This window comes from Nocardioides ultimimeridianus (assembly GCF_054777895.1).
Genome location: NZ_BAAHAB010000010.1, coordinates 41,016 through 64,029 on the forward strand (window position 1 = coordinate 41,016; position 23,014 = coordinate 64,029).

Consider the following 23,014-nt stretch of genomic DNA (forward strand, 5'->3'; position numbering starts at 1 on the left):
GCCATGCGCATCGCTCGGTACGTCGCCGCTGCCGCCCTCGCCCTCGCCACCGTGGCTGCGACGGTGTCCCCCGCGCTGGCCAGCACACCGCAGATCGCGATCTCCACCGGTCCCCTGGCCCCGGATGCGAGCGTCAGCGTGCTGGGAGCCGGCTGCCCGTCGTCCTCGCCGGTATCGCTCGACGTCTGGAACACCGCCGACCCGTCGAGCCATCACCACCTCGAGGGCCTGATCACGGCCAACAGCGGCGGCTCGTTCTTCTACTCCTACGACCTGGACAACCAGTTCGCTCCCGGGGCGCAGATCGGCGTCTACATGTCGTGCACGCCGACCGTCGATTGGAACTGGGACCCGGCCAGCGAGGCGGCGCGCGAGAAGTACGTCTTGACCACCGACCCGAACCCGCACGTCGCCATCGAGGCGGTCTCGACCAGCGCCTACGGGCCTTCAGTGCAGGTCGTCGCCGCCACCGAGGTCGCGAACGGCGCCATCACCCTGACCGTCGACGGGGCCGACGTCCCGGTCGACCTGATCGACGAGAACGGTGACATGGGCACCGACGTGAGCCACGTCGGATGGTGGCTGTTCCACCTGCCCGCACACCTGGCAGTAGGGACCCACAGCCTCCACGCGTCCTGGACGCCCAACGCCCCCGGCGCGTCGACGGTGACCGCCGACAAGACCCTGCGCGTCACCAAGATCAGGCCCACGCTGGGACTGCGGCTGAGCCCCTCCACCATCCTCAGCGGCAACACCACCGCGGCTCGCGTGACGTTGAGCCACACGGGAGCGGCTCCGCGCACCGGGGCGGTCGTGCTCAAGAAGAACGGCACGATCATCGCCCGCGGCACGCTGCGGGCCGCCGACAACGGGGTGCGGATCTTCGCCGTACGGATCCGAGCGGTCGGGACCTACCGGCTCACCGCGGTCTTCCTCGGGAGCAGCACGCTCACCCGGGCGACGTCGCCGGTGCGGACGCTGACCGTCCATCGGTGAGGCCCGAGGGGCCTGTAGTCAGAAGCGGTTCCAGTCGGTGCCGGGCGACTGTGCCTCGAGCCAGGCCTGGAACCCGGTGAGGGACGCCTCGCTCATCGCCAGCTCGACCAGGCCGCCTCCGGCCTCCTGGCAGCGGATGACGACGTGGTCGGGGTACAGCGAGGCCTGCTCGACGCCGAGCGGCTCACGGCGGCCGTCGTAGGTCAGGGCGTGGCGGTCCCAGGCCGCCCGCGGGCGCAGCGCGAGCGAGAAGATCCGGAACCACTCGAGCCGGTCGCCGGAGTAGCGACCCATGCCGAGCGCCCAGCCGTGGCCGGTCTCCCCGCCGCGGATGCGGTGGGACAGCTCGAAGGTCCCGCCGTGGCGGGCAAGGAAACGGCGCCGGACCATGAGTCCGGCGCCGTATCCGACAAGCAGCAGGAGCACGGCGCCGGAGACATCCAGCAGCGCACCCCACCAGGTCATGTCAGGATGCCTGCTCCGCGGCCTTGGCAGCATCCGCGAGACCGGTGCCGAGCTCGGCGTGCTCGGCCAGGACCGACACCCGGTCGTTGGCCACCGAGATGAACCCGGCGTCCACCGAGGCGACGACCTTCTCACCCTCGGCGGGCACGATCTCGACCACGCTCGGGGCGAGCAGCGACATCACCGGCGTGTGCCCACGCAGGATGCCGATCTCACCCTCGACCGTGCGAGCGTTGACCTGGGTGGCCTCCCCCGACCAGACGATCCGGTCGGCGGAGACGAGCTCGACCCGCAGTGCGTCAGCCATCAGAGGCTGGCCTGGATCTCGGCCCACTTCGCCTCGACGTCGTCCAGACCGCCGCACATGAAGAAGGCCTGCTCGGCCACGTGGTCGTACTCGCCGTCGCAGATCTTGTTGAACGCCTCGATGGTGTCGGCGATCGGGACCGTCGAACCCTCGATGCCGGTGAACTGCTTGGCGACGTAGGTGTTCTGCGACAGGAAGCGCTGGATACGACGCGCCCGGGTGACGATGGTCTTGTCCTCCTCGGACAGCTCGTCGACACCGAGGATCGCGATGATGTCCTGGAGCTCCTTGTTGCGCTGCAGGATCTGCTTGACGCGGATCGCGCAGTCGTAGTGAGCCTGACCGATGTACTGCGGGTCGAGGATCCGGGAGGTCGAGGTCAGCGGGTCCACGGCCGGGTAGATACCGAGCGACGCGATCTCACGGGAGAGCTCGGTCGTGGCGTCCAGGTGCGCGAACGTGGTGGCCGGGGCCGGGTCGGTGTAGTCGTCCGCGGGGACGTAGATCGCCTGCATCGAGGTGATCGAGCGACCGCGGGTCGAGGTGATCCGCTCCTGCAGCGTGCCCATCTCGTCGGCGAGGTTCGGCTGGTAGCCCACCGCGGACGGCATGCGGCCGAGCAGCGTGGAGACCTCGGAGCCGGCCTGGGTGAACCGGAAGATGTTGTCGATGAACAGCAGCACGTCCTGGCCCTGGACGTCGCGGAAGTACTCCGCCATCGTCAGCGCGGACAGGGCGACGCGCAGACGCGTGCCCGGCGGCTCGTCCATCTGGCCGAAGACCAGGGCGACCTTGTCGAAGACGCCGGCCTCCTTCATCTCGACGATGAGGTCGTTGCCCTCACGGGTGCGCTCGCCGACACCGGCGAACACCGACACACCGCCGTGGTTCTTGGCGACGCGGGCGATCATCTCCTGGATCAGCACGGTCTTGCCGACACCGGCACCACCGAACAGACCGATCTTGCCGCCGGTGACGTACGGCGTGAGCAGGTCGATGACCTTGATGCCGGTCTCGAACATCTGGGTCTTGGACTCGAGCTGGTCGAACGCCGGGGCCTTGCGGTGGATGCCCCACTTCTCCTTGACGTCGTACGCCTCACCCTCCTCGAGGTTGAGGACGTCGCCGGTCGCGTTGAACACGTGACCGAGCGTGACGTCGCCGACGGGGACCATGATCGGGCTGCCGGTGTCGCGCACCTGCGCACCACGGACCAGGCCGTCGGTCGGCTTGAGGGAGATCGCGCGGACCATGCCGTCGCCGATGTGCTGGGCGGCCTCGAGCGGCAGCGTGACCGTCTCGCCGCCCAGGGTCACGTCGACCTCGAGCTTGTTGTAGATGGCGGGCATCGCGTCGACGGGGAACTCCACGTCGACGACCGGGCCGATCACTCGGGCGATGCGTCCCACCGAGCCCGCGCCGGCGGCGGTGGTCTCTTCAACCGTTGCAGTCATTTCCATTACTCCGTTGCTTGAATCAATCGGTGGGTCAGTCGTCGCCGGCCTGGGCGTCGGCCAGTGCGTTGACGCCACCCACGATCTCGCTGATCTCCTGGGTGATGCCCGCCTGGCGCGCCTGGTTGGCGATCCGGGTGAACTTCTTGATGAGCTCCTCGGCGTTGTCCGTCGCCGACTTCATCGCCTTCTGGCGAGCAGCCAGCTCGGATGCCGCCGCCTGGAGCAGGGCGTAGAAGACCCGGCTCTCGACGTACTGCGGGAGCAGCCCGTCCAGCACGGCCTCGGCCGACGGCTCGAACTCGTAGAGCGGCAGGACCTCGCCGGAGGCCGGCTTCTCCTCGCCCTCGACGACCTCGAGCGGCAGCAGGCGCACGGTGTGCGGCTCCTGCACCAGCATGGACCGGAACTGGGTGTAGACGATGTGCACCTCGTGCACGCCCTCCGAACCCTCGCCCTGACCCGCGAGGAACGCCTCGATCAGCGTCTCACCGATCTCCTTGGCCACGTCGTAGGTGGGCTGGTCGCTGTGACCGGTCCAGGCCTGGACGATCGGACGACCGCGGAACTTGTAGAACGCCTCGCCCTTGCGGCCGGAGATGTAGGCGGAGACCGCCTTGCCCTCGCCCTTGAGCCGCTCCACGAGCTGCTCGCCCTCGCGCAGCACGCTCGAGGAGTAGGCACCCGCGAGACCGCGGTCGCTGGTCACGACCAGCACCGCGGCACGCGTCGGGTTCGCCGGCTCGGTGGTCAGCGCGTGGTCGACGTTGGAGTACGTCGCCACGGCGGACACCGCGCGGGTCAGCTCACGGGCGTAGGGAGCGGCCGAGTTGGCCCGCTGCTGCGCCTTGATGATGCGAGACGCAGCGATGAGCTCCATGGCGCGCGTGATCTTCTTCATCGACTCCGTCGACTTGATCCGCGCACGATACTCACGCAGCGATACGGCCATGGGTCAGCCTCACGCCTTCTTCTGCTTGACGATGGTCTCCTGCTCGATCGCCTCATCGGCGAGCGGGGTGTTCTCCTCGTGACCGGCACGGATGAAGCCACCCGCGGAGGTCTGGAACTCGCCCAGGAAGTGGTCGTAGGAGCCGATGAGCGACTGCTCGGTGTCGTCCTCGAACTTCAGCGTCTCGCGGATGGTGGAGAGCACGCCCGAGTTCGAGGTGCGCAGGTAGTCCAGGAACTCCTGCTCGAACTTCAGCACGTCCTCGACCGGGAGCACGTCGAGGCGACCCGAGGTGCCCAGCCACAGCGAGACGGTCATGTCCTCGACCGAGTACGGCGAGTAGGCCGGCTGCTTGAGCAGCGCCATCAGCCGCTGGCCACGGGCCAGCTGCTGCTTCGACGCGGCGTCGAGGTCGGAGGCGAACATGGCGAACGCCTCCATCGCGCGGAACTGCGCGAGGTCGACCTTGAGCGAGCCGGTGACGGCCTTCATCGCCTTGGTCATCGCCGCGCCGCCGACTCGCGACACCGAGACACCCACGTCGATGGCCGGACGCTGGTTGGCAGCGAACAGGTCGGACTGCAGGAAGATCTGGCCGTCGGTGATCGAGATGACGTTGGTCGGGATGAACGCCGAGACGTCGTTCGCCTTGGTCTCGATGATCGGCAGACCGGTCATCGAGCCGTGGCCCAGGTCGTCGGACAGCTTCGCGCAGCGCTCCAGCAGGCGGGAGTGCAGGTAGAAGACGTCACCCGGGTACGCCTCGCGGCCCGGCGGACGACGCAGCAGCAGCGAGACCGCGCGGTAGGCCTCGGCCTGCTTGGTCAGGTCGTCGAAGACGATCAGGACGTGCTTGCCGTCGTACATCCACTCCTGGCCGATGGCCGAGCCGGTGTACGGGGCGAGGTACTTGAAGCCCGCGCTGTCCGACGCGGGAGCGGCCACGATGGTGGTGTACTCCAGCGCGCCGGCCTCCTCGAGCGCTCCGCGCACCGAGGCGATGGTCGAGCCCTTCTGGCCGACGGCGACGTAGATGCAGCGGACCTGCTTGTCGGGGTCGCCCGACTCCCAGTTCGCCTTCTGGTTGATGATCGTGTCGATCGCGACCGTGGTCTTGCCGGTCGCGCGGTCACCGATGATGAGCTGGCGCTGGCCGCGGCCGATCGGGGTCATCGAGTCGATCGCCTTGATGCCGGTGGCGAGCGGCTCGTGCACCGACTTGCGCTGCATGACGCCCGGCGCCTGCAGCTCGAGGGCGCGGCGGCCGGTGGTCGCGATGTCGCCGAGGCCGTCGATCGGGTTGCCGAGCGGGTTCACGACCCGGCCCAGGTAGCCGTCGCCGACGGGAACCGAGAGGACCTCGCCGGTACGACGGACGGGCTGGCCCTCCTCGATCGAGTCGAAGTCACCCAGGACGACGACACCGATCTCCTTGGTGTCGAGGTTCAGCGCGATGCCGAGGGTGCCGTCCTCGAACTCGAGCAGCTCGTTGGCCATGGCCGACGGCAGTCCGGCGACCCGGGCGATGCCGTCCGCGGTCTGCGCGACCGTGCCGACCTCCTCGGCCTTGGCGGCGTCGGGCTGGTAGTCGGCGACGTACTTCGCCAGGGCGTCGCGGATCTCGTCCGGACGGATAGACAGGTCCGTCATGATGCCTTCTCTCTCGTTTCGTTAAGTGCTTCAGCCGGCGATGCGACGCCGGGCGTCGTCGAGCCGGGTGGCGATGGTGCCGTCGATGATCTGGTCACCGATGGCGACCTTGACGCCACCGATCACGCTCGGGTCGACCACGACGTTGACGTGGACGGGACGACCGTGCTTGCGCGACAGCGCACCGACCAGCCGGTCGAGCTGCGCGTCGGCGAGCGGGGTGGCGACGCGGACGGTGGCGACGCTCTCGCCCACGACCTCGGCCGCGAGGCTGCGGTAGTGGCCCAGACCCGCGGTGACCGTGCCGTGCACGCCGGTGACGGCCTGCTTGACCAGGGTCACGGTGGCGGGCAGCGCCTTGCCGGCGAGCAGCGACTCGGCCAGCGCGGTGCGGTCGGCGAGCGGACGGCTCGGGTCGGCGAGCGCGTCGCGCAGGCCCGGGTTGTCCTGGACCATCTCGCGTACGGCGAACAGCTCGTCGGCGACCTTGTTCTGGTCGCCGCCGGCGGAGCGCACGGTGGCGACCTCCGCCAGGTGCTGCAGACCGCGGACCAGGTCCCCGCCGCTGGTCCAGCGCTGCTGGACCGCCGAGACGACCAGGGAGACCGCGGTGCCGTCGAGCTTGCCGAGGACCTCGCGGACCAGGGCGGCCTTGGCGTCGCCGGCCACGGACTGGTCGACGGCGAACCGGCGCAGGCCGGGCTCGTCGCGGACCGCGGCCGCGGCGGCGTACAGCGACTCCGCGGCGGCCGAGGCCTTGGCCCCGTCCGTGCCGACCGCCGCGCTCAGCTCACCGGTGAGGGCGCTGACCGCCTCGGCGGATGCTCCACGGAAGTCCATCAGGCCTCCAGCTCGGCGAGGAAGCGCTCCACGACGCGGCTCTGGCGAGCCTCGTCGTCCAGGCTCTCCCCGACGATGCGACCGGCCAGGCCGGTGGCCAGACCGCCGGCCTCGGCCCGCAGCGACGCGATGGCCTGCTGCCGCTCGGCCTCGAGCTGGGTCTTGCCGTGCTCGACGATCCGCGCCGACTCGGCTGCCGCCTGCTCACGCATCTCGGCGATGATCGCGGCGCCCTGCTCGCGAGCCTCCTCGCGGATCTTGGCCGCCTCCTTGCGGGCGTCCTCGATCTGCGACTGGAACTCGTCCTTGGCCGAGGTGGCCTCGGCCTTGGCCTGGTCGAGCTCGGCGAACTGCTGGCGGATGGCCTCCTGCCGCGCCTCCATCGCCCGGTTGATCGGCGGAACGATGTACCGCGCGATGATGGCGAACATGATCGCGAACGCGATCAACTCCACGACGAACGTGCCGTTCGGCACGAGGAAGTTGCTCTCGAGCGGGATCAGCTGCGTTGTGCTCATCTACTCATGTCCTTCTGGTCTGGTGCGGGTGGCAGGTCCCCAGAGGGGACCGGCTCACTTGCCGCCGAGGACGAAGACGAACAGGGCCATGAAGGCGAGGTTGATGAAGAACATCGCCTCGACCAGACCCACGGTGAGGAAGAAGATCGTCTGCAGGCGGCCCTGGGCCTCCGGCTGGCGAGCAACACCCTCGATGTACGACGAACCGGCCAGGCCGTCACCGATACCGGCACCGATCGCGCCGCCGCCCAGGGCGAGGCCACCGCCGACGAAGGCGCCAGCAAGCGTGATGGCCTGGTTGGTGTTCGTGACTGCCATTGTTTCTCCTTGGTCTCGCGCCGCGGGGAGCGGCGCACGGTGATTACCTCTGGTGCGACGTCGGGCGTTCGTGCCCGGGTCGCGAGTCTTGAGTTGTGGTGCGGTGGATCAGTGGGCCGACGCCGTGGCGCCGTCCGTCTCGTGCTCGTCGTCGTGACCGCCACCGGCCATCGCGAAGTAGAGCACCGTCAGCAGCGCGAAGATGAACGCCTGCAGACCGCCGATGACCATGTCGAACATCTTCCAGAGCACGTTGGCCACCGGCATGCCCGCCCACCACGGGATGGCGGCGATCAGGGCCAGCATGATGCCGCCGGCGAAGATGTTGCCGAAGAGTCGCAGGGCCAGCGTGACCGGCTTGACGAGCTCCTCCAGGACGGTGAGCGGCAGCAGCACCGGGTAGGGCTGCACGAAGTGCTTGAAGTAGCCGAGGCCGCTCTTGCGGATGCCGTAGACCCACACGCTGACGACCGCGAAGATCGCCATCGCGTAGGTGAGGTTGGTGTCGGCGGTCGGGGCCGGCAGCAGGTGGTAGTTGGTGTCGCCGATGTGGAACTCGGTCGGGACCAGCTCCAGCCAGTTCGCGATGAGGATGAAGAAGAAGAGGCAGATCGCCAGCGGCGCGACGTACGGGTTCACCTTGCCGAGGTTGTCCTCGACCTGCTTGTTGACCTCGCCCACGACCGACTCCCAGATGATCTGGAGCTTGGTCGGGACGTGGTCCGCGGTGTTCTTGGTCAGCGCGCGGCGGACCAGGAAGCCCAGCGCCAGGACGATCACACCGGCGACCGCGGTGGAGAAGATCGTGTCGATGTTGACCGTCACCCCGAACCACTCACGCGTGGGGTGGACACCGGGCTCGATGTGAATCTCAAGAGGCAGCAGGCCACTCACTGATTCTTCAACTCCTTAAGCAGCGGGATCGTGGTCATCACGAGCGCGATCAGGCGGAAGATAGCAAGACCGAGCAGCACGCCGACACCGTAGGGCCGCCAGGCGAAGGCGATCGCGATGGCGATCACCGACACCACAGCCAGCCGCAGCATGGTCGAGCGGCGCAGGTCGGCCTTGGTCGGGGCGTCGCCCCGCGTGATGGTGCGGAGCAGCCAGTACTCGGTCACCAGGTGGTTGAGCAGGCCGAGGAAGATGCCGGCCGCCAGCGAGAGCGGCAGGGCCCAGGGGCCGACCTGACGGAACCACAGGCTGAAGATCATCAGCCCGAGGGCGACCATCTCGACCTTGCGCTGGTCCTTGATGACCCGCGGCCAGCTGGCGCGCGCAGGGATCCCGGGGAACTGGGCGTGCGTGGTCACGGTGTCACCTCGTTCCTCGGGTCGGGAGCATCGTGGTCGTCGAGCGGCATGCGCAGCGCCCGGCGGACCCGCAGGGCGAACCCGACGGCCCCGAGCACCATGCCGACCGCGACGCCGAGAACGACGCCGATCGGGTCGGTGCCGGCGAGATGGTCGACGAGCAACCCGAGTGCCGTGCAACCGACGACAGCGCCGACGAGCATGCCGCCGAGGCCGAGGAGGTCACGGCCGCGCATGGCCGGAAACTACCACAGACCCGCCTCGCCACACGGGTCGGCCGAACGGCCCCCGGAAAGGCGAAAGCAGCGGGTGTCATTGGATGGCATCCGTTCGGAAGATCTGGGCGGGAAAGGTGCTCCGAGCAAGCTCGTGAAAGCTATCACAAGCTGCCGGCCGCCTCCTCCTCGGGGGTCGGGGCGGGGTCGGGAAGGGGCTCGAGGACCGGCGCCTGGCCGTCGCGCCGGAACATGGGTACGACGAAGGTGAGGCCCACGATGACGACGGTGGCCACGCCGATGCCGAGCCAGGCCGGGCGCCCCGGGTAGACGCTCGCCACGACCGTCGCGAAGGCGATCAGGCCCGCCCACAGCCACATGATGAGGACCGCGCGGCGGTGCGAGTGGCCGATCTCCAGCAGCCGATGGTGCAGGTGCTGCTTGTCGGGGGCGAACGGCGAGCGGCCGGCCCGGGTCCGTCGTACGACGGCGAGGACGAGGTCGGCCAGCGGCACGATCAGGATGAGCACGGGCAGCAGGACCGGCAGCAGCATCGGCAGCAGGCTGGAGCCCGCCCCGTCGGCACCCTTCGCGAGGTCGCCCGGGGAGAACTGGGTGGTCACCGTGATCGCCGAGCCGGACAGCACCAGGCCGATCAGCATCGACCCGCTGTCGCCCATGAAGAGTCGCGCGGGGTGGAAGTTGTGCGCGATGAAGCCCAGGCACGCACCCGCCAGCGCCGCGGCCAGCAGGGCGCCGGTGGTCGCGCGTGTGACGTCGTTGATGACGGTGAGCGCGTAGCAGAACACGAACAGCGCCACCGCCGAGATGCCGATGACCCCGGCGGCGAGGCCGTCGAGACCGTCGATGAAGTTCACCGCGTTGACGGTGGCGAGCACGATCAGTGCCGTGAACAGGGCGCCCTGTCCGGGGTCGAGGGAGAACTGGCTCCCGTCGGGCTGGTACAGGTAGCTGAACTGGATGCCGGAGTAGATGAGCAGGCCCACCGCGAGCACCTGGCCGCCGAACTTGGTGAGCGCGTCCAGGTCGAAGATGTCGTCGAGCACGCCGACCCCGCAGATCAGGGCGCCGGAGCCGAGCACCGACATGGCGTCGTCCCACACCCAGGGCTGGCTGGTGGAGAGGAACGGCAGGTGCTGGGCGACCAGGATCGCCGCGAACAGCCCGCCCAGCATCGCCACTCCCCCGAGGTACGGGATTGGCTCGGCGTGCACGTCCCGGTCGCGGACCGGGGCGACGGCGCCGGTGCGGATCGCGAACTCCCGGGCGACCACCGTCAGCAGGTAGGTGACGACGGCCGCGACCAGGAAGACGACGACGTACTCACGCATCCGTCGGCGACCCCTCGGTCTCCTCGGGGCGCTCCACGGTGATGGCCAGGTCGAGCAGGGCCGCGTCGAGCTCGGCGACCGGGATCGCACCCGCGCGCAGCAGCCGCGGACGGTCGCCGGTGGCGTCCACGATCGTGGACGGCTCACCGCCGGGGCTGGTGCCGGCATCGATCACCACGGCGACCGACTCGCCGAGCATGGCCAGCGCCCGCTCGGCGTCGGTGGCCGCGGGCTCGCCGGTCAGGTTGGCCGAGGAGACGGCCAGCGGGCCGGTGCGCTCGAGGAGCCGCCGGGCGATGTCGTGGTCGGGCACCCGTACGGCGACGGTGCCGCGGGTCTCCCCCAGGTCCCACTGAAGCGAGGGCTGCTGGTGGCACACGACGGTCAGCGGGCCCGGCCAGAACCGGGCAACCAGGGTCCGCACGTAGTCCGGCACCCGGGCCGCGAGGGCGTCGAGCGTCGCGGCCGAGGTCACCAGGACCGGCGGCGGCATGTCGCGACCACGGCCCTTGGCCTCGAGCAGGCTCGCGACGGCTGCCGGGTCGAACGCGTCGGCACCGATGCCGTAGACGGTGTCGGTCGGCAGCACGACGGGCTCGCCCCGGCGTACGGCGAGGCTGGCGGCGTCGAGCGCCTCCTCGATCTCCTCCTCGGTCGACGTCGGCATCCGCGTGGCAGTCACGACGTCATCCTTGCACCCTCGTGGCAGTGGTGAAGCGAGGCCTTCCGGACAGGTCGCGGTGGTCGCGGATCTCGCTCCACAGGCCGGTCGCGGCGAGGACCGCGGGGACGCTGTCCCCCTGCACGTCGGCGTGCTCGATGCCCACCACGCCTCCCGGCCTGAGCAGGGCGGCGGCGCGGAGCGCCAGCGTGCGGATCGCGTCGAGCCCGTCGTCGCCGGAGAAGAGCGCCAGGTGCGGGTCGTGGTCGCGTGCCTCGGGTGCCACGGACTCCCATGCCTCCAGCGGGACGTACGGCGGGTTGCTGACCACCACGTCGACGCTGCCGAGGAGGTCGTCGAACTCGGAGGCCAGGTCGCCCTGGCGCAGGTCGACGCCGGTGCCGGCGAGGTTGCGCTCGGCCCAGGCGTACGCCGGTGGGTCGAGCTCGCAGGCGTGGATCTCGGCCCCGGGGACCTCGTGGGCGAGGGACTTGGCGATGACGCCGGAGCCGGTGCAGAGGTCGACGACGACCGCCCCGGGGCCCGCCTGGCCGATCGCCCAGCCGGCGAGCAGCTCGGTCTCGGGCCGGGGGGTGAAGACGCCCGGACCGACCTGGACCGAGATGTGGCGGAACCAGGCCGTGCCGATCAGGTGCTGCAGCGGCTCGCGCGCGGCGCGGCGCTCGACCAGCTCCCGGAACCGGCGGGTGTCCTCGGCCGAGATGTCGGAGCGGAGGGACAGGGCGCCGCGGGTCGTGCCGAGGACGTGGGCGAGCAGCTCGGCGGCGTCGTACTCCGGGCTCGGGACCTCGGCCGCCGTGAGCGCGGCCGTGGCCTCCGCGAGGAGGCTCCGGATGTCGCTCACTCCTCGAGCGCGGCCAGCCGGGCGGCCATGTCGGTGTCGACGCAGGAGTCGAGGATCGGCTGCAGGTCGCCGTCGAGGACCTGGTCGAGGTTGTAGGCCTTGTAGCCCGTGCGGTGGTCGGAGATGCGGTTCTCCGGGTAGTTGTAGGTGCGGATCCGCTCGGACCGGTCGACGGTGCGGACCTGGCTGCGGCGGGCGTCGGAGGCCTCGGCGTCAGCGGCGTCCTGGGCTGCCTGCAGCAGCCGGGCGCGCAGGATGCGCATCGCCTGCTCCTTGTTCTGCAGCTGCGACTTCTCGTTCTGGCAGCTGACCACGATGCCGGTCGGCAGGTGGGTGATGCGCACGGCCGAGTCGGTCGTGTTGACGCTCTGGCCGCCGGGACCGCTGGAGCGGAAGACGTCGATGCGGAGGTCGTTCTCGTGGATCTCGACGTCGACCTGCTCGGCCTCCGGCATCACCATCACGCCGGCGGCGCTGGTGTGGATCCGGCCCTGGCTCTCGGTCACGGGGACGCGCTGCACACGGTGCACGCCGCCCTCGAACTTGAGCAGCCCGTACGGCGCCTGACCGGGCTCGCTGCTGCCGCCCTTCACCGCGACGGTCACCGACTTGTAGCCACCCAGGTCGGACTCGGTCGCATCCAGGATCTCGGTCTTCCAGCCGCGACGCTCGGCGTACCTCATGTACATGCGGAGCAGGTCGCCCGCGAACAGCGCGGACTCCTCGCCCCCGGCCCCGGCCATGACCTCGAGGATGGCGTCGCTGTCGTCGGTCTCGTCGCGCGGGACCAGCAGCCGGCGGAGCTTCTCGGCCGCCGCCTCGCGCTGGGCGAGCAGCTCCTCGACCTCCTCGGCGAAGGCCGGGTCGTCGGCCGCCAGCTCACGCGCCGCCTCGGCGTCCTCGCCGTGCTGGCGCCACTCCCGCCAGGTGCCGATGATGGCGTTGAGGGCGGCGTACCGACGGTTCAGGGTGCGCGCCAGGCGTGCGTCCGCGTGGGTCTCGGGCTGCGAGAGCCTGGTCTCGAGCTCGGCATGCTCGGCGAGCATGCCCTCAACGGCTTCGAACACAGGCTGGTCCTTCGGGTCGACGGGTCACGAGACGACGATGCGCCGGTTCCCGTGCGGGAACCGGCGCATCGCGGAGAGCTACTTGCCGACCTTGCCGTACTTGGCCTCGAACTTCGCGACGCGACCGCCGGTGTCGAGGATCTTCTGCTTGCCCGTGTAGAACGGGTGGCACTGCGAGCACACGTCGCTGTGGATGGTGCCCGAGGCAACCGTGCTGCCGGTCGTGAACTGGGCGCCGCAGGTGCAGGTCACCTGGGTCACGAAGTACTCGGGGTGGATGTCCTTCTTCATGGTTTCCTCTCGTGCGCCGGGTCGTCCCACGGTCGTGCGGACGTGAACCGGAGCGGAACTGGTGAAGTGTACGGCGGTCGCCGAGCGCCGGGCCAATCCTCGGCCCGGGCGCTCAGTGGCGCTGCACACCCATCAAGAACTCGATGTTGGTCCGAGTTCTTCCCAGCCGCTCGACCAGCGAGCGGTGGGCATCGGTCGGGGTGAGGTCGGCCAGCTCGGCGCCCAGCTTGGACAGGATGCCCTGCTCCTCGGCGCTGGTGAGCAGGTCGGCGTGCCGCGTGCCCGAGGTCACCACGTCGATCGCCGGGTAGGACCGCTCCTCGGCGAGGTCGCGGCGCAGCCGGATCTCGAGGTTCTCGGTGCCGTCGATCTCCTCGAACAGGAGCTGGTCGATGGCCGAGGTCGAGCCGTTGACCACCGTGGCGATGATGGTCAGCGAGCCGCCGTTGTCGACGTTGCGGGCCGCACCGAAGAGCCGCTTGAGCCCGTAGAGCGCGTTCGCCTCGACGCCGCCGGTCGCGACCCGGCCGTTGGCCGCGCCCGCCAGGTTGTAGGCCCGGCCCAGGCGGGTCAGTCCGTCGAACAGCACGATGACGTCGTGTCCCAGCTCGACCAGCCGCTTGGCCCGCTCGACGGCCAGCTCGGCCGCCGTGACGTGGTCCAGCGCCGGACGGTCGAAGGTGCTCGCGATGACCTCGCCCTTGATCGCCCGCTGGAAGTCGGTGACCTCCTCGGGGCGCTCGTCGAGCAGCACCACCATCAGGTGCGCCTCGGGGTTGTTCGCGGTGATCGAGGAGCCGATCGAGCGCAGCAGCGTGGTGCGGCCGGACTTGGTGGGAGCCGTCACCAGGCCGCGCTGGCCCTTGCCGATGGGCGCGGCCAGGTCGAGCAGCCGGCCGGTCAGGTTGTCCGGCGTCGTCTCCATGCGGAGCCGGTCGGTCGGGTGGGTCGGCACGAAGGTCGCGAAGTCCGGGCGGCTCTTGGCCAGCTCGGGGTCCGCGCCGTTGACCGCGTCGATGCGCACCATCGGGTTGAACTTCTCGCGGCGCTCGCCCTCGCGCGGCTGGCGGACCTGGCCCGCGACGGCGTCACCGCGACGCAGGCCGTACTTGCGGACCAGCGAGAGCGAGAGGTAGACGTCGTCGACACCGGCCAGGTAGCCCGACGTACGCACGAAGGCGTAGTTGTCCAGGACGTCGAGGATGCCGGCGGCGGGAACGAGTACGTCGTCCTCGCGGACCTCGTTCTCCTGCTCGCGGACCGTGCGGTTGCGGTCGCGGCCGCGGCGGCGGCGGTTGCGGCGGGCGCCGCCCTCGCCGTCGTCGTCGTTGTCGTCATCGTCGTCATGGGGCTCGGACCGGTCCTGCTGGGCCTTCTCCTGCTGGGCCTGCCGGTCCTGCTGCGCCTGCTTGTCCTGCTGCGGCTGCTGCTGGGCGGTCTTCTTCGCGGGCTGGTTCTGGCGCGGCCGCTGCTGGGCGGGACGCTCCTCCTTGGCCTTCTCGGCGTCCTCGGCGTTCTCGGCGTTCTCGGCCGGTTCGGGTGCCGGCTTCGCCGTCCGCAGCGGGCGCTGCTCGACCTTCGTCGTGGGCGCGCCGGACTTCGCAGCCGGGGCCTCCTGCTCGGGCTGGGAGTCCTTCTGCGGCTCGTTCTTCTTCTCCGGCTCGGCCTTCTTCTCCGGCTCGGCCTTCGCGGGGCGGCCCTGACCGGACTGCGACTCCTTGATCGCGTCGATCAGCTGGGCCTTCTTCATGCTGCCGGCGCCGGAGATGCCCATGCCGCCGGCCATGGCCTTGAGGTCGGCGAGCAGCATCGAGTTGAGCCCGCCGGCGCGCTTCTTCGCGGGAGCCTGGTCGGCCTGGCCCGCCGAAGCGTCGAGAGATTCGGTCACGTGAGTTCCTTCACGGATGACGGCCGCACAGACGTGTGCGGCTCTTGAACAGATCGCCGCCCGAGCTGCCCGTTCCGGATCGGTCGGGCGCGGCGGCGTACGGCCAACCTAGCACCACCCCCGCTCGCGAGGCGTCACCTGTGCACCCTCGAGGCGTCACATCTGCCGCGTCGAGACGTCAACTCTGCGCGAGCCGTCCCGCCGGGTCGCGGATGTGACCCCTCGGCGATGCAGACGTGACGCCTCGGCGGTGCAGAGGTGACGCCTCGGCGGTGCAGAGGTGACGCCTCGGGGGTGCAGAGGTGACGTCTCGCGGGTGGGTGGGGTCAGGCGGGGCGAGCGCCGGTGGCGTCGATGGCGAGGGCGTGTCCCGCCCATCCCTGCGGGCACCGGGCGAGCAGGGTCGCGGCGTCGGTGCCGTCGGCGAAGGCCAGCACGGTCGGGCCGGCGCCGGAGACGATCGCCGCGATGCCGTCGGCGCGGAGCGCGTCGACCAGGGCCAGGCTCTCCGGCATGGCGGGACGGCGGTAGTCCTGGTGGAGGCGGTCCTCGGTCGCGCGCAGCAGCAGCTCGGGCGCGCTGCCGAGCGCGGCCACGAGGAGTGCGGCCCGACCGGCGTTGGCCGCGGCGTCCGCGTGCGGCACCGTCGCGGGCAGCAGGCCACGCGCCTCCTCGGTCGAGACCGGCGTCGGCGGCACGAAGACCACCACGCTGATCCGCGGGTCGACCCCACCGGGAGTCGCCCAGAACGAGCCGTCCGCGTCGTGACCGGCGATGGTGAAGCCGCCGTACAGGGCCGGGGCGACGTTGTCGGGGTGCCCCTCGATCCGCGCGGCGAGGTCGAGCAGCGCGGCGTCGTCGAGCCAGAGCCGGCCACCCGCGACGAGCTCGCGACCCAGCCACACACCGGCGACGATCGCCGCCGAGGAGGACCCGAGGCCGCGCGCGTGCGGGATGACGTTGGTGCACGAGAGCCGCAGGCCCGGAGGCTGTACGCCGATCCGCTCGAACACCGCGCGCATCGACCGCACGACCATGTGCCGCTCGTCGAGCGGGACCTCGCCCTCGCCGACACCCGAGACCTCGACGACGAGGCCCTCGGGCAGCACCTCCGCCTCGAGCTCGTCGCGCAGGTCCAGCGCGAGCCCGAGGGCGTCGAAGCCGGGACCGAGGTTGGCGGAGGTCGCGGGGACCGAGACCCGCACCGGGCCGTCGACGAAGGTCATCGGAGCGCTCAGAGACCGGCCGCCGCGGCCGCCGCGTCGACGTCGGCGTCCACCACGAGGTCGGGGAGCACGACGCCCTCGAGCGCGGTGGCGATGTCCTTGAGCCCGTGGCCGGTGACGGTGATCGCCACGGTCGTGCCGGCGTACGTCTCACCGGCCGCGAGCTCCTGCAGCAGCCCGGCGACGCCGGCGGCGGAGGCGGGCTCGACGAAGACGCCGTCGTTGCGGGCCAGCTCGGCCTGCGCGGAGAGGATCTGCTCGTCGGTGACCTTCGCGAAGCGGCCGCCGGACTCCTTGGCGGCGTTCTCCGCGAGCTGCCAGGACGCGGGGTTGCCGATCCGGATCGCGGTCGCCTTGGTCTCCGGGTCGTCGACCGGCGCACCGTCGACGAGCGGCGCAGCGCCGGCGGCCTGGAAGCCGCGCATGATGGGCTTGCGCGTGGCGCGCCCGAGGTCGGCGTACTGCTGGTAGCCGAGCCAGTACGCCGAGATGTTGCCCGCGTTGCCGACGGGCAGCAGGTGGTAGTCGGGGGCGTCGCCGAGGAAGTCGACGATCTCGAAGGCGGCCGTCTTCTGCCCCTCGAGGCGGTGCGGGTTGACCGAGTTGACCAGCGCCACGGGGTACTTCTCGGACATGCCGCGGGCCATCCGCAGGCAGTCGTCGAAGTTGCCGCGGACCTGGATCACCTTCGAGCCGTGCACGACGGCCTGCGCCATCTTGCCCGCGGCGATCTTGCCCTCGGGCACGAGCACGATCGGCGTGACACCGGCCTTGGCGGCGTACGCGGCCATCGAGGCGGAGGTGTTGCCGGTGGAGGCGCAGACGACGGCCTCGGCGCCCTGGTGCACGGCGACCGAGAGCGCCGTGGTCATGCCGCGGTCCTTGAACGAGCCGGTCGGGTTGTTGCCCTCGACCTTGAGCCACACGTGCGCGCCGGTCAGGCCGGACAGCCAGCCGGAGTGCACCAGCGGCGTGCCGCCCTCGCGCAGGGTCACCGCCGGGGTGTCCGCGGGGATGTCGAGGAGGTCGCGGTACTCCTCGATCACGCCCCTCCACTGGTGGGTCAGCGCGCTCACGCCGCTCATCCCGCTCACTCCAGGCCCCCTTCAACGCGCATCACCGAGGTGACCTCGCGGACGATGTCCATGCCCCGCAGCTCGTCGACGGTCGCCGACAGCTGGGCGTCGGTCGCCTCGTGGGAGACCACGACCAACTGGGCGTCGTCGCCGCGCCCCTCCTGCCGGACGGTCTGGATCGAGACGCCGTGGGCGGCGAACGCGTTGGCGACCGCGGCGAGTACGCCGGCCTTGTCGTCCACGTCGATCGCCACGTGATAGCGGGTGCGGGTCTCCCCCATCGGCAGCACCACCCGGTCGGCGTACGCCGACTCGCCGGTGCCGCGGGTGCCCGCGAGCCGGTTGCGGGCGACCGTGACCAGGTCGCCCAGGACGGCGCTCGCCGTCGGCGCACCGCCGGCACCGGGGCCGTAGAACATCAGCTGGCCCGCGGCCTCGGACTCCACGAACACCGCGTTGTAGGCCTCGCGCACGCTGGCGAGCGGGTGGCTCCTCGGGATCATCGCAGGGTGGACACGGACGCTCACACCCTTGTCCTCGACGAGCTCGGCGATCGCGAGCAGCTTCACGACGCTGCCCATCTCGCGGGCCGAGCGCACGTCGCCCGCGGACACCTCGGAGATGCCCTCGCGGTGCACGTCGGCGGCGGTGACCCGGCTGTGGAAGGCCAAGCTGGCCAGGATCGCGGCCTTGGCGGCGGCGTCGAAGCCCTCGACGTCGGCGGTCGGGTCGGCCTCGGCGTACCCCAGCGCCTGGGCCTCCTCGAGAGTCTCCTCGTAGCCCGCGCCGACGGAGTCCATCTTGTCGAGGATGAAGTTCGTGGTGCCGTTGACGATGCCCATCACCTTGGTGACGCGGTCGCCGGCGAGGCTCTCGCGCAGCGGGCGCAGGATCGGGATGGCGCCGGCGACGGCGGCCTCGTAGTAGAGGTCGCGGCCCGCCTTCTCGGCGGCCTCGAAAAGCGTCGGGCCGTCCTCGGCCAGGAGCGCCTTGTTGGCGGTCACGACGCTGGCGCCGTTCTCCAGGGCGCTGAGGATCAGCGTGCGGGCCGGCTCGATGCCGCCGATCACCTCGATGACCAGGTCGATGTCGTCGCGCGCGACGAGCGCCGCGGCGTCCGTGGTCAGCAGGTCGGCAGGTACGTCGACCTCACGGGCCGCGTCGAGGCGGCGTACGGCGACGCCGGCGAGCTCGATCGGCGCACCCACCCGTGCGGCCAGATCTGCGGACTGCTCGCCGAGGAGTCGCACCACCTGCGACCCGACGGACCCGCAGCCCAGGACGGCCACCTTGAGGGGATTGCTCACGGGCCAAGGTTATCGGCGGTGGGGTCCCGGGCCCGATCCCCGTCCACTCCTCGGGGCTATCTTCGGCAGCGTGAGCCCTCGCGACGACGAAGCAGCCGACATCGCACCCGCCTACACCGGCCGACTGGGGATCGAGGCGCTCCCCGCGCTCCGGCTCCCCGACGACTCGATCGCCCCGCGCGCGGCGTACCAGTTCATCCACGACGAGCTGATGCTCGACGGCTCCTCCCGGCTGAACCTGGCGACCTTCGTGACCACCTGGATGGATCCCGAGGCGGGCCGGCTGATGACCGAGGCCCTCGACAAGAACATGATCGACAAGGACGAGTACCCCGCGACGGCCGCCATCGAGCAGCGGTGCGTGGCGATGGTGGCCGACCTGTTCCACGCGCCGGGGCTGTCGGCGACCGATCCCTCGTCCGCCACCGGCGTCTCGACGATCGGCTCCTCGGAGGCCGTGATGCTCGCCGGGCTGGCTTTGAAGTGGCGCTGGCGGGCCCGCCGCGGAACGGCCGGCGGCACCCCCAACCTGGTGCTCGGCTCGAACGTCCAGGTCGTCTGGGAGAAGTTCTGCCGCTACTTCGAGGTCGAGCCGCGCTACCTGCCGATGGCCCCGGGTCGCTACGTGATCACCCCCGAGCAGGTCGTGGCCGCGGTCGACGAGGACACGATCGGCGTCGTCGGCATCCTCGGTACGACGTTCACCGGCGAGCTGGAGCCGATCGAGGAGATCTGCGCGGCGCTGGACGAGCTGGCGGCCCAGGGCGGCCCCGACGTGCCGGTCCACGTGGACGCGGCGAGCGGCGGCTTCGTCGTACCGTTCCTGCGGCCGGAGCTGGCCTGGGACTTCCGACTCCCGCGGGTGGCGTCGATCAACGTCAGCGGGCACAAGTACGGCCTCACCTACCCCGGCATCGGCTTCGTCGTGTGGCGCGACGCGGAGTGCCTTCCCGAGGAGCTGGTCTTCCGGGTGAGCTACCTCGGTGGCGACATGCCGACCTTCACGCTGAACTTCTCGCGGCCCGGCAACCAGGTGATCGGGCAGTACTACAACTTCATCCGGCTCGGGCGCGCCGGCTACACCTCGATCATGGAGACCCTCCGCGACACGGCCACCTGGCTCAGCGCGCGGCTGGCCGAGGTCGACGGCATCGAGGTCATCACCGACGGATCAGCCATCCCGGTCGTGTCCTTCACCCTCACCGGGGACCCGGGCTTCACGGTCTACGACATCTCCCACGAGCTGCGCACCGGTGGCTGGCAGGTGCCGGCCTACCCGATGCCGGACGACGCACAGGCGATCTCGGTGCTGCGGATCGTGGTGCGCGAGGGGTTCAGCCGCGACCTCGCCGGGCAGCTGTACGACGCGTTCCGGGCGGCGTACTCACGGCTCCAGGCGGGAGCCCGGCCGGAGTCGGCGACGAGCGGCTTCGCCCACTGACGCACCCACCGGCCGACGCGTCAGCGGCCGAGGCGGGCCGCGGGGACGAGTGCGAGCGCGGCCAGGACGGCCGCAGCGAGGACCAGCCCGGTGGCCGCGGCGACGGGTGCCGTGCCCGCGAAGCCGGCGAACACGACGGCGCCGATCGCGAGGCCCGCGCCGTTGAGCAGGTAGTCGTTGACCTGCAGCGCCGAGGACACCCGGCCCTCCTCGCCCGGCTCCGCGACGGCCAGCGCGAGCACCGACAGCGTCGAGAACGCCATGCCGATCCCGAGGCCGCAGGCGCCCCACCCGAGGATCGGTACGACGAGCGGGAGGCCCGGCACCACGACGGAGGCGAACCCGGCGGCCCCGGCGGCGACCAGCACCGCGCCGGCCCGGACCCGGAGCGCAGGGTCGGCCAGCACCCGCCAGCGCGCCGCGAGATGGGCGCCGGCCGTCCAGGTCACCGCGCCGGTCGTCAACGCCCAGCCGGCCTGGGTGATGCTCAGGTGGCGATGCAGGACCAGGAGCAGCGGCACGTAGACCTCGGCCGACGCGAACGCCGTGCCGATGGCGCCGCGGGCACCGAGCACGGCCGGGAGCCCGGCCCGGAGGCTCCAGGCGCCCGGCGGCAGCAGGCGCCGGCCGCCGAGGACGACCAGGACGAGACCGAGCGCGACGAGGGCCGGCCACCCCGGCACCCGCTGGCCCGCCAGGCTGACCAGGAGCGCTCCCCCGGCGGCCGTCAGCGCGGGCACGAGCCGGCCCGGAGCGCGAGCGGCGGGTGCGGCGTGGGACGGGGCATCCGCGACGAGCACCCAGGCGGCGACCGCGATGAGCGGTACGCCGAGGAACACCCACCGCCAGCCGAACGCGTCGGCGACCGCGGCGGCGACCACCGGCCCCACGAGCGACGGCAGCACCCAGGCGGTGGTGAGCACGGCGAAGACCCGCGGCCGCAGGTCCTCCGGGTAGGCCTGCGCGATGACGACGTAGAGGGCCACTCCGATCGCGCCACCGCCGTACCCCTGCACGAGCCGGCCGACGAGGAACAGCGGCATGTCGGGCGCCAGCCCCGCGAGGATCGCGCCCAGGCAGAACGCCAGCAGGCCCCGGCGCAGCACCGGGCCGGGCCCGAGCCGGTCGGCGTCCGGACCGGCGGTGGCCAGTGCGACGACCGCGGCGGCGAGCGGCGCCGCGAAGGCGACCGGGTACCAGCGCAGCCCGTGCAGGTCGGTCGCGATCCGCGGCATGACGGTGGAGACGGCGAGCGCCTCGAAGGCGAACAGGAACGACAGCGAGAACACCCCGACCGTCGTACGCCCGTGCCGGCCGCGCCACGGGGAGAGCGCGACGGGCTCGGCGACGGCGGTCATCGCCGCACCACCAGCACGACCTTGCCGACCGAGGACCGCGTCTCGAGCGCGCGGTGCGCGTCGGCGGCGCGCTCCAGCGGGAGCAAGGTCCCGACATGGGGCACCCGGGTGCCGTCCGCGGCCGCGGCCAGGGCGGCCCGCTCGAAGTGCTCGATGCGCGCCATCAGGCCCGGGCCGAGCACGTCGACGACCGGTCGGTCCGGGTCGTCGTAGGTGTTCTGCTCGCCGGAGGCCCAGCCGTAGCGGACCAGGCGCCCGCCCGGCGCGAGAGCGCCGTAGAGCTCGCGGCCGATCTCGCCACCCACGCCGTCGAACACCACGGAGAGCGGCTCGTGGGCACGCAGTCGCTGCCGCCAGTCGTCGCGGCGGTAGTCGATGCCCGCGGCGCCGGCATCGGCCAGGAGCGCCATCTTGTGGGGTCCGCCGGCAAGCCCGACGGCGGTCGCGCCGGCGTTGCGCACGCCTTGCAGCAGGAGCAGGCCGAGGCCGCCCGCGCCGGAGGTCACGGCCGCCACGTCCTCCGGTACGACGGCGGCCAGCTCCAGGATCGCCGCGGCCGTCCGACCGGTGCCGATCGTCGCCACCGCGGTCGGGGCGTCGAGCGCGGACGGCACGGGATAGGCCCGCTCCGCGGCGACGACGGCCTGCTCGGCGTACCCACCACCGGCGGGGCCGAGGTGCGCCACGACCCGACGGCCGACGAGATCCGGGTCGACACCGGCACCGACCCGGTCGACGAGGCCGGCCACCTCGCGCCCGGGGATCACGGGCAGCGCGGGAGACGGTCCGCCGGCGTAGCCGCCGCCGGAACGGAGGGCGGTGTCGACCAGGTGGACGCCCGCCGCCTCGACGGCGATCCGCAGCTGCCCAGGCCCCGGCTCGAGGTCCGGCAGCTCCTCCAGGCGGAGCACGTCGGCGGGACCGAAGGTGTGGTGTCTGATCGCGTGCACGACACCCATCCGACAACCTCAACTATTGTTGAGGTCAAATGTCCGAGCACAGCCGCATGCGCCACCACGACCTGCCACCCGGCGAGGTGAGCCGGCGCTCCGGGGTGGCCGTGTCCGCGCTGCACTTCTACGAGCGCGAGGGGCTGATCGAGAGCGTGCGGAACGCCGGCAACCAGCGCCGCTACCACCGCGACGTGCTGCGCCGGCTGGCGTTCATCCAGGTGTCGCAGCAGGTCGGGATCAGCCTGGCCGACATCCGCTCGGCACTCGCGACGCTGCCGGAGGCGAGGACGCCGACGAAGGCCGACTGGTCGCGGCTCTCCCGGACCTGGCGCACCGACCTCGACCAGCGCATCACCCGGCTGCTGCAGCTCCGCGACGAGCTGGACGGCTGCATCGGCTGCGGCTGCCTGTCGCTCAAGGCGTGCACGCTGTTCAACCGAGCGGACGAGCTGGCCGACGAGGGCCCGGGGCCGGTCCGGCTGGACCGGACGACCTGAGGAA

25 protein-coding genes are annotated in these 23,014 nt (G+C 71.3%); 3 read left to right on the plus strand and 22 right to left on the minus strand.

Annotation, left to right across the window (positions count from 1 at the left end):
- The first annotated feature begins 3 nt into the window (after positions 1-3).
- Positions 4-996 (plus strand): Ig-like domain-containing protein, encoded by a 993-nt coding sequence (locus ACYU8V_RS10820; protein WP_460847281.1) that lies wholly within the window; start codon positions 4-6, stop codon positions 994-996.
- Positions 997-1,014: 18 nt separating this feature from the next.
- On the opposite strand, the gene ACYU8V_RS10825 is transcribed toward ACYU8V_RS10820, so the two are convergent.
- The 20 genes from ACYU8V_RS10825 to ACYU8V_RS10920 all read right to left on the minus strand — a co-directional run bounded on the left by ACYU8V_RS10825 (position 1,015) and on the right by ACYU8V_RS10920 (position 18,761).
- A complete protein-coding gene (locus ACYU8V_RS10825; RefSeq protein ID WP_460847282.1) occupies positions 1,015-1,461 on the minus strand; it encodes a DUF2550 domain-containing protein in 447 nt (148 codons plus the stop codon).
- Position 1,462: 1 nt separating this feature from the next.
- On the minus strand, positions 1,463-1,768 hold the full coding sequence (locus ACYU8V_RS10830) for a F0F1 ATP synthase subunit epsilon (protein WP_460847284.1): 306 nt from the start codon (positions 1,766-1,768) through the stop codon (positions 1,463-1,465).
- On the minus strand, positions 1,768-3,228 hold the full coding sequence (gene atpD / locus ACYU8V_RS10835; protein ID WP_460847285.1) for a F0F1 ATP synthase subunit beta: 1,461 nt from the start codon (positions 3,226-3,228) through the stop codon (positions 1,768-1,770). Before atpD ends, ACYU8V_RS10830 begins: the two co-directional genes overlap by 1 nt.
- 28 nt (positions 3,229-3,256) lie before the next feature.
- On the minus strand, positions 3,257-4,174 hold the full coding sequence (locus ACYU8V_RS10840; RefSeq protein WP_460847287.1) for a F0F1 ATP synthase subunit gamma: 918 nt from the start codon (positions 4,172-4,174) through the stop codon (positions 3,257-3,259).
- A gap of 9 nt (positions 4,175-4,183) precedes the next feature.
- Positions 4,184-5,824, minus strand: coding sequence for a F0F1 ATP synthase subunit alpha (gene atpA, locus ACYU8V_RS10845; RefSeq protein WP_460847289.1), 1,641 nt, complete (start codon positions 5,822-5,824; stop codon positions 4,184-4,186).
- Between the two features lie 30 nt (positions 5,825-5,854).
- Complete coding sequence (locus ACYU8V_RS10850) at positions 5,855-6,664, minus strand: F0F1 ATP synthase subunit delta (RefSeq protein ID WP_460847292.1); 810 nt, start codon at positions 6,662-6,664, stop codon at positions 5,855-5,857.
- Positions 6,664-7,182 carry a F0F1 ATP synthase subunit B gene (locus tag ACYU8V_RS10855; protein ID WP_460847293.1) on the minus strand — a complete coding sequence of 173 codons (519 nt, stop codon included), beginning with the start codon at positions 7,180-7,182 and terminating at the stop codon, positions 6,664-6,666. The genes ACYU8V_RS10850 and ACYU8V_RS10855 overlap by 1 nt, the downstream gene beginning before the upstream one ends.
- Before the next feature lie 54 nt (positions 7,183-7,236).
- A complete protein-coding gene (locus tag ACYU8V_RS10860; protein WP_460847294.1) occupies positions 7,237-7,500 on the minus strand; it encodes a F0F1 ATP synthase subunit C in 264 nt (87 codons plus the stop codon).
- Between the two features lie 108 nt (positions 7,501-7,608).
- Positions 7,609-8,394, minus strand: a complete 786-nt coding sequence (gene atpB, locus ACYU8V_RS10865) for a F0F1 ATP synthase subunit A (protein WP_460847296.1) — start codon at positions 8,392-8,394, stop codon at positions 7,609-7,611.
- Entirely contained in the window at positions 8,391-8,813 is a 423-nt protein-coding gene (locus tag ACYU8V_RS10870) for a hypothetical protein (RefSeq protein WP_460847297.1), read from the minus strand. Before ACYU8V_RS10870 ends, atpB begins: the two co-directional genes overlap by 4 nt.
- Complete coding sequence (locus ACYU8V_RS10875; RefSeq protein WP_460847299.1) at positions 8,810-9,049, minus strand: hypothetical protein; 240 nt, start codon at positions 9,047-9,049, stop codon at positions 8,810-8,812. The genes ACYU8V_RS10870 and ACYU8V_RS10875 overlap by 4 nt, the downstream gene beginning before the upstream one ends.
- Before the next feature lie 143 nt (positions 9,050-9,192).
- The gene (locus ACYU8V_RS10880; RefSeq protein WP_460847301.1) at positions 9,193-10,380 is read right to left on the minus strand and encodes a glycosyltransferase family 4 protein; all 1,188 of its coding nucleotides are present in this window, start codon (positions 10,378-10,380) and stop codon (positions 9,193-9,195) included.
- Entirely contained in the window at positions 10,373-11,062 is a 690-nt protein-coding gene (locus ACYU8V_RS10885; RefSeq protein ID WP_460847303.1) for an L-threonylcarbamoyladenylate synthase, read from the minus strand. The genes ACYU8V_RS10880 and ACYU8V_RS10885 overlap by 8 nt, the downstream gene beginning before the upstream one ends.
- A gap of 4 nt (positions 11,063-11,066) precedes the next feature.
- Complete coding sequence (prmC, locus tag ACYU8V_RS10890; RefSeq protein WP_460847304.1) at positions 11,067-11,906, minus strand: peptide chain release factor N(5)-glutamine methyltransferase; 840 nt, start codon at positions 11,904-11,906, stop codon at positions 11,067-11,069.
- Positions 11,903-12,973 carry a peptide chain release factor 1 gene (gene prfA, locus ACYU8V_RS10895; RefSeq protein WP_460847305.1) on the minus strand — a complete coding sequence of 357 codons (1,071 nt, stop codon included), beginning with the start codon at positions 12,971-12,973 and terminating at the stop codon, positions 11,903-11,905. Before prfA ends, prmC begins: the two co-directional genes overlap by 4 nt.
- 78 nt (positions 12,974-13,051) lie before the next feature.
- Entirely contained in the window at positions 13,052-13,264 is a 213-nt protein-coding gene (gene rpmE, locus ACYU8V_RS10900; protein ID WP_460847306.1) for a 50S ribosomal protein L31, read from the minus strand.
- Positions 13,265-13,376: 112 nt separating this feature from the next.
- The gene (gene rho, locus ACYU8V_RS10905; protein ID WP_460847308.1) at positions 13,377-15,152 is read right to left on the minus strand and encodes a transcription termination factor Rho; all 1,776 of its coding nucleotides are present in this window, start codon (positions 15,150-15,152) and stop codon (positions 13,377-13,379) included.
- A 326-nt stretch (positions 15,153-15,478) separates the two neighbouring features.
- Complete coding sequence (gene thrB, locus ACYU8V_RS10910) at positions 15,479-16,378, minus strand: homoserine kinase (protein ID WP_460847310.1); 900 nt, start codon at positions 16,376-16,378, stop codon at positions 15,479-15,481.
- 8 nt (positions 16,379-16,386) lie between these two features.
- Complete coding sequence (gene thrC / locus ACYU8V_RS10915; protein ID WP_460847312.1) at positions 16,387-17,463, minus strand: threonine synthase; 1,077 nt, start codon at positions 17,461-17,463, stop codon at positions 16,387-16,389.
- A gap of 5 nt (positions 17,464-17,468) precedes the next feature.
- Positions 17,469-18,761, minus strand: coding sequence for a homoserine dehydrogenase (locus tag ACYU8V_RS10920; protein ID WP_460847313.1), 1,293 nt, complete (start codon positions 18,759-18,761; stop codon positions 17,469-17,471).
- Positions 18,762-18,831: 70 nt separating this feature from the next.
- On the opposite strand from ACYU8V_RS10920, the gene ACYU8V_RS10925 reads away from it, so the two are divergent.
- On the plus strand, positions 18,832-20,202 hold the full coding sequence (locus tag ACYU8V_RS10925; protein WP_460847314.1) for a glutamate decarboxylase: 1,371 nt from the start codon (positions 18,832-18,834) through the stop codon (positions 20,200-20,202).
- Positions 20,203-20,222: 20 nt separating this feature from the next.
- On the opposite strand, the gene ACYU8V_RS10930 is transcribed toward ACYU8V_RS10925, so the two are convergent.
- Together ACYU8V_RS10930 and ACYU8V_RS10935 are read right to left on the minus strand one after the other, a co-directional pair.
- Positions 20,223-21,560: an MFS transporter gene (locus tag ACYU8V_RS10930; RefSeq protein ID WP_460847315.1), complete on the minus strand. Its 1,338-nt coding sequence runs from the start codon at positions 21,558-21,560 to the stop codon at positions 20,223-20,225.
- Entirely contained in the window at positions 21,557-22,510 is a 954-nt protein-coding gene (locus tag ACYU8V_RS10935) for a zinc-binding dehydrogenase (protein WP_460847317.1), read from the minus strand. The genes ACYU8V_RS10930 and ACYU8V_RS10935 overlap by 4 nt, the downstream gene beginning before the upstream one ends.
- 38 nt (positions 22,511-22,548) lie before the next feature.
- On the opposite strand from ACYU8V_RS10935, the gene soxR reads away from it, so the two are divergent.
- Positions 22,549-23,010 (plus strand): redox-sensitive transcriptional activator SoxR, encoded by a 462-nt coding sequence (gene soxR, locus ACYU8V_RS10940; protein WP_460847319.1) that lies wholly within the window; start codon positions 22,549-22,551, stop codon positions 23,008-23,010.
- The last annotated feature ends 4 nt before the right edge of the window (positions 23,011-23,014 follow it).

Coding starts and splice junctions, on each gene's coding strand:
- ACYU8V_RS10820 (WP_460847281.1), top strand. CDS start 4: ATGCGCATCGCTCGGTACGTCGCCGCTGCCGCCCTCGCCCTCGCCACC.
- ACYU8V_RS10825 (WP_460847282.1), bottom strand. CDS start 1,461: ATGACCTGGTGGGGTGCGCTGCTGGATGTCTCCGGCGCCGTGCTCCTG.
- ACYU8V_RS10830 (WP_460847284.1), bottom strand. CDS start 1,768: ATGGCTGACGCACTGCGGGTCGAGCTCGTCTCCGCCGACCGGATCGTC.
- atpD (WP_460847285.1), bottom strand. CDS start 3,228: ATGGAAATGACTGCAACGGTTGAAGAGACCACCGCCGCCGGCGCGGGC.
- ACYU8V_RS10840 (WP_460847287.1), bottom strand. CDS start 4,174: ATGGCCGTATCGCTGCGTGAGTATCGTGCGCGGATCAAGTCGACGGAG.
- atpA (WP_460847289.1), bottom strand. CDS start 5,824: ATGACGGACCTGTCTATCCGTCCGGACGAGATCCGCGACGCCCTGGCG.
- ACYU8V_RS10850 (WP_460847292.1), bottom strand. CDS start 6,664: ATGGACTTCCGTGGAGCATCCGCCGAGGCGGTCAGCGCCCTCACCGGT.
- ACYU8V_RS10855 (WP_460847293.1), bottom strand. CDS start 7,182: ATGAGCACAACGCAGCTGATCCCGCTCGAGAGCAACTTCCTCGTGCCG.
- ACYU8V_RS10860 (WP_460847294.1), bottom strand. CDS start 7,500: ATGGCAGTCACGAACACCAACCAGGCCATCACGCTTGCTGGCGCCTTC.
- ACYU8V_RS10875 (WP_460847299.1), bottom strand. CDS start 9,049: ATGCGCGGCCGTGACCTCCTCGGCCTCGGCGGCATGCTCGTCGGCGCT.
- ACYU8V_RS10880 (WP_460847301.1), bottom strand. CDS start 10,380: ATGCGTGAGTACGTCGTCGTCTTCCTGGTCGCGGCCGTCGTCACCTAC.
- rpmE (WP_460847306.1), bottom strand. CDS start 13,264: ATGAAGAAGGACATCCACCCCGAGTACTTCGTGACCCAGGTGACCTGC.
- thrB (WP_460847310.1), bottom strand. CDS start 16,378: ATGACCTTCGTCGACGGCCCGGTGCGGGTCTCGGTCCCCGCGACCTCC.
- thrC (WP_460847312.1), bottom strand. CDS start 17,463: ATGAGCGGCGTGAGCGCGCTGACCCACCAGTGGAGGGGCGTGATCGAG.
- ACYU8V_RS10930 (WP_460847315.1), bottom strand. CDS start 21,560: ATGACCGCCGTCGCCGAGCCCGTCGCGCTCTCCCCGTGGCGCGGCCGG.
- soxR (WP_460847319.1), top strand. CDS start 22,549: ATGTCCGAGCACAGCCGCATGCGCCACCACGACCTGCCACCCGGCGAG.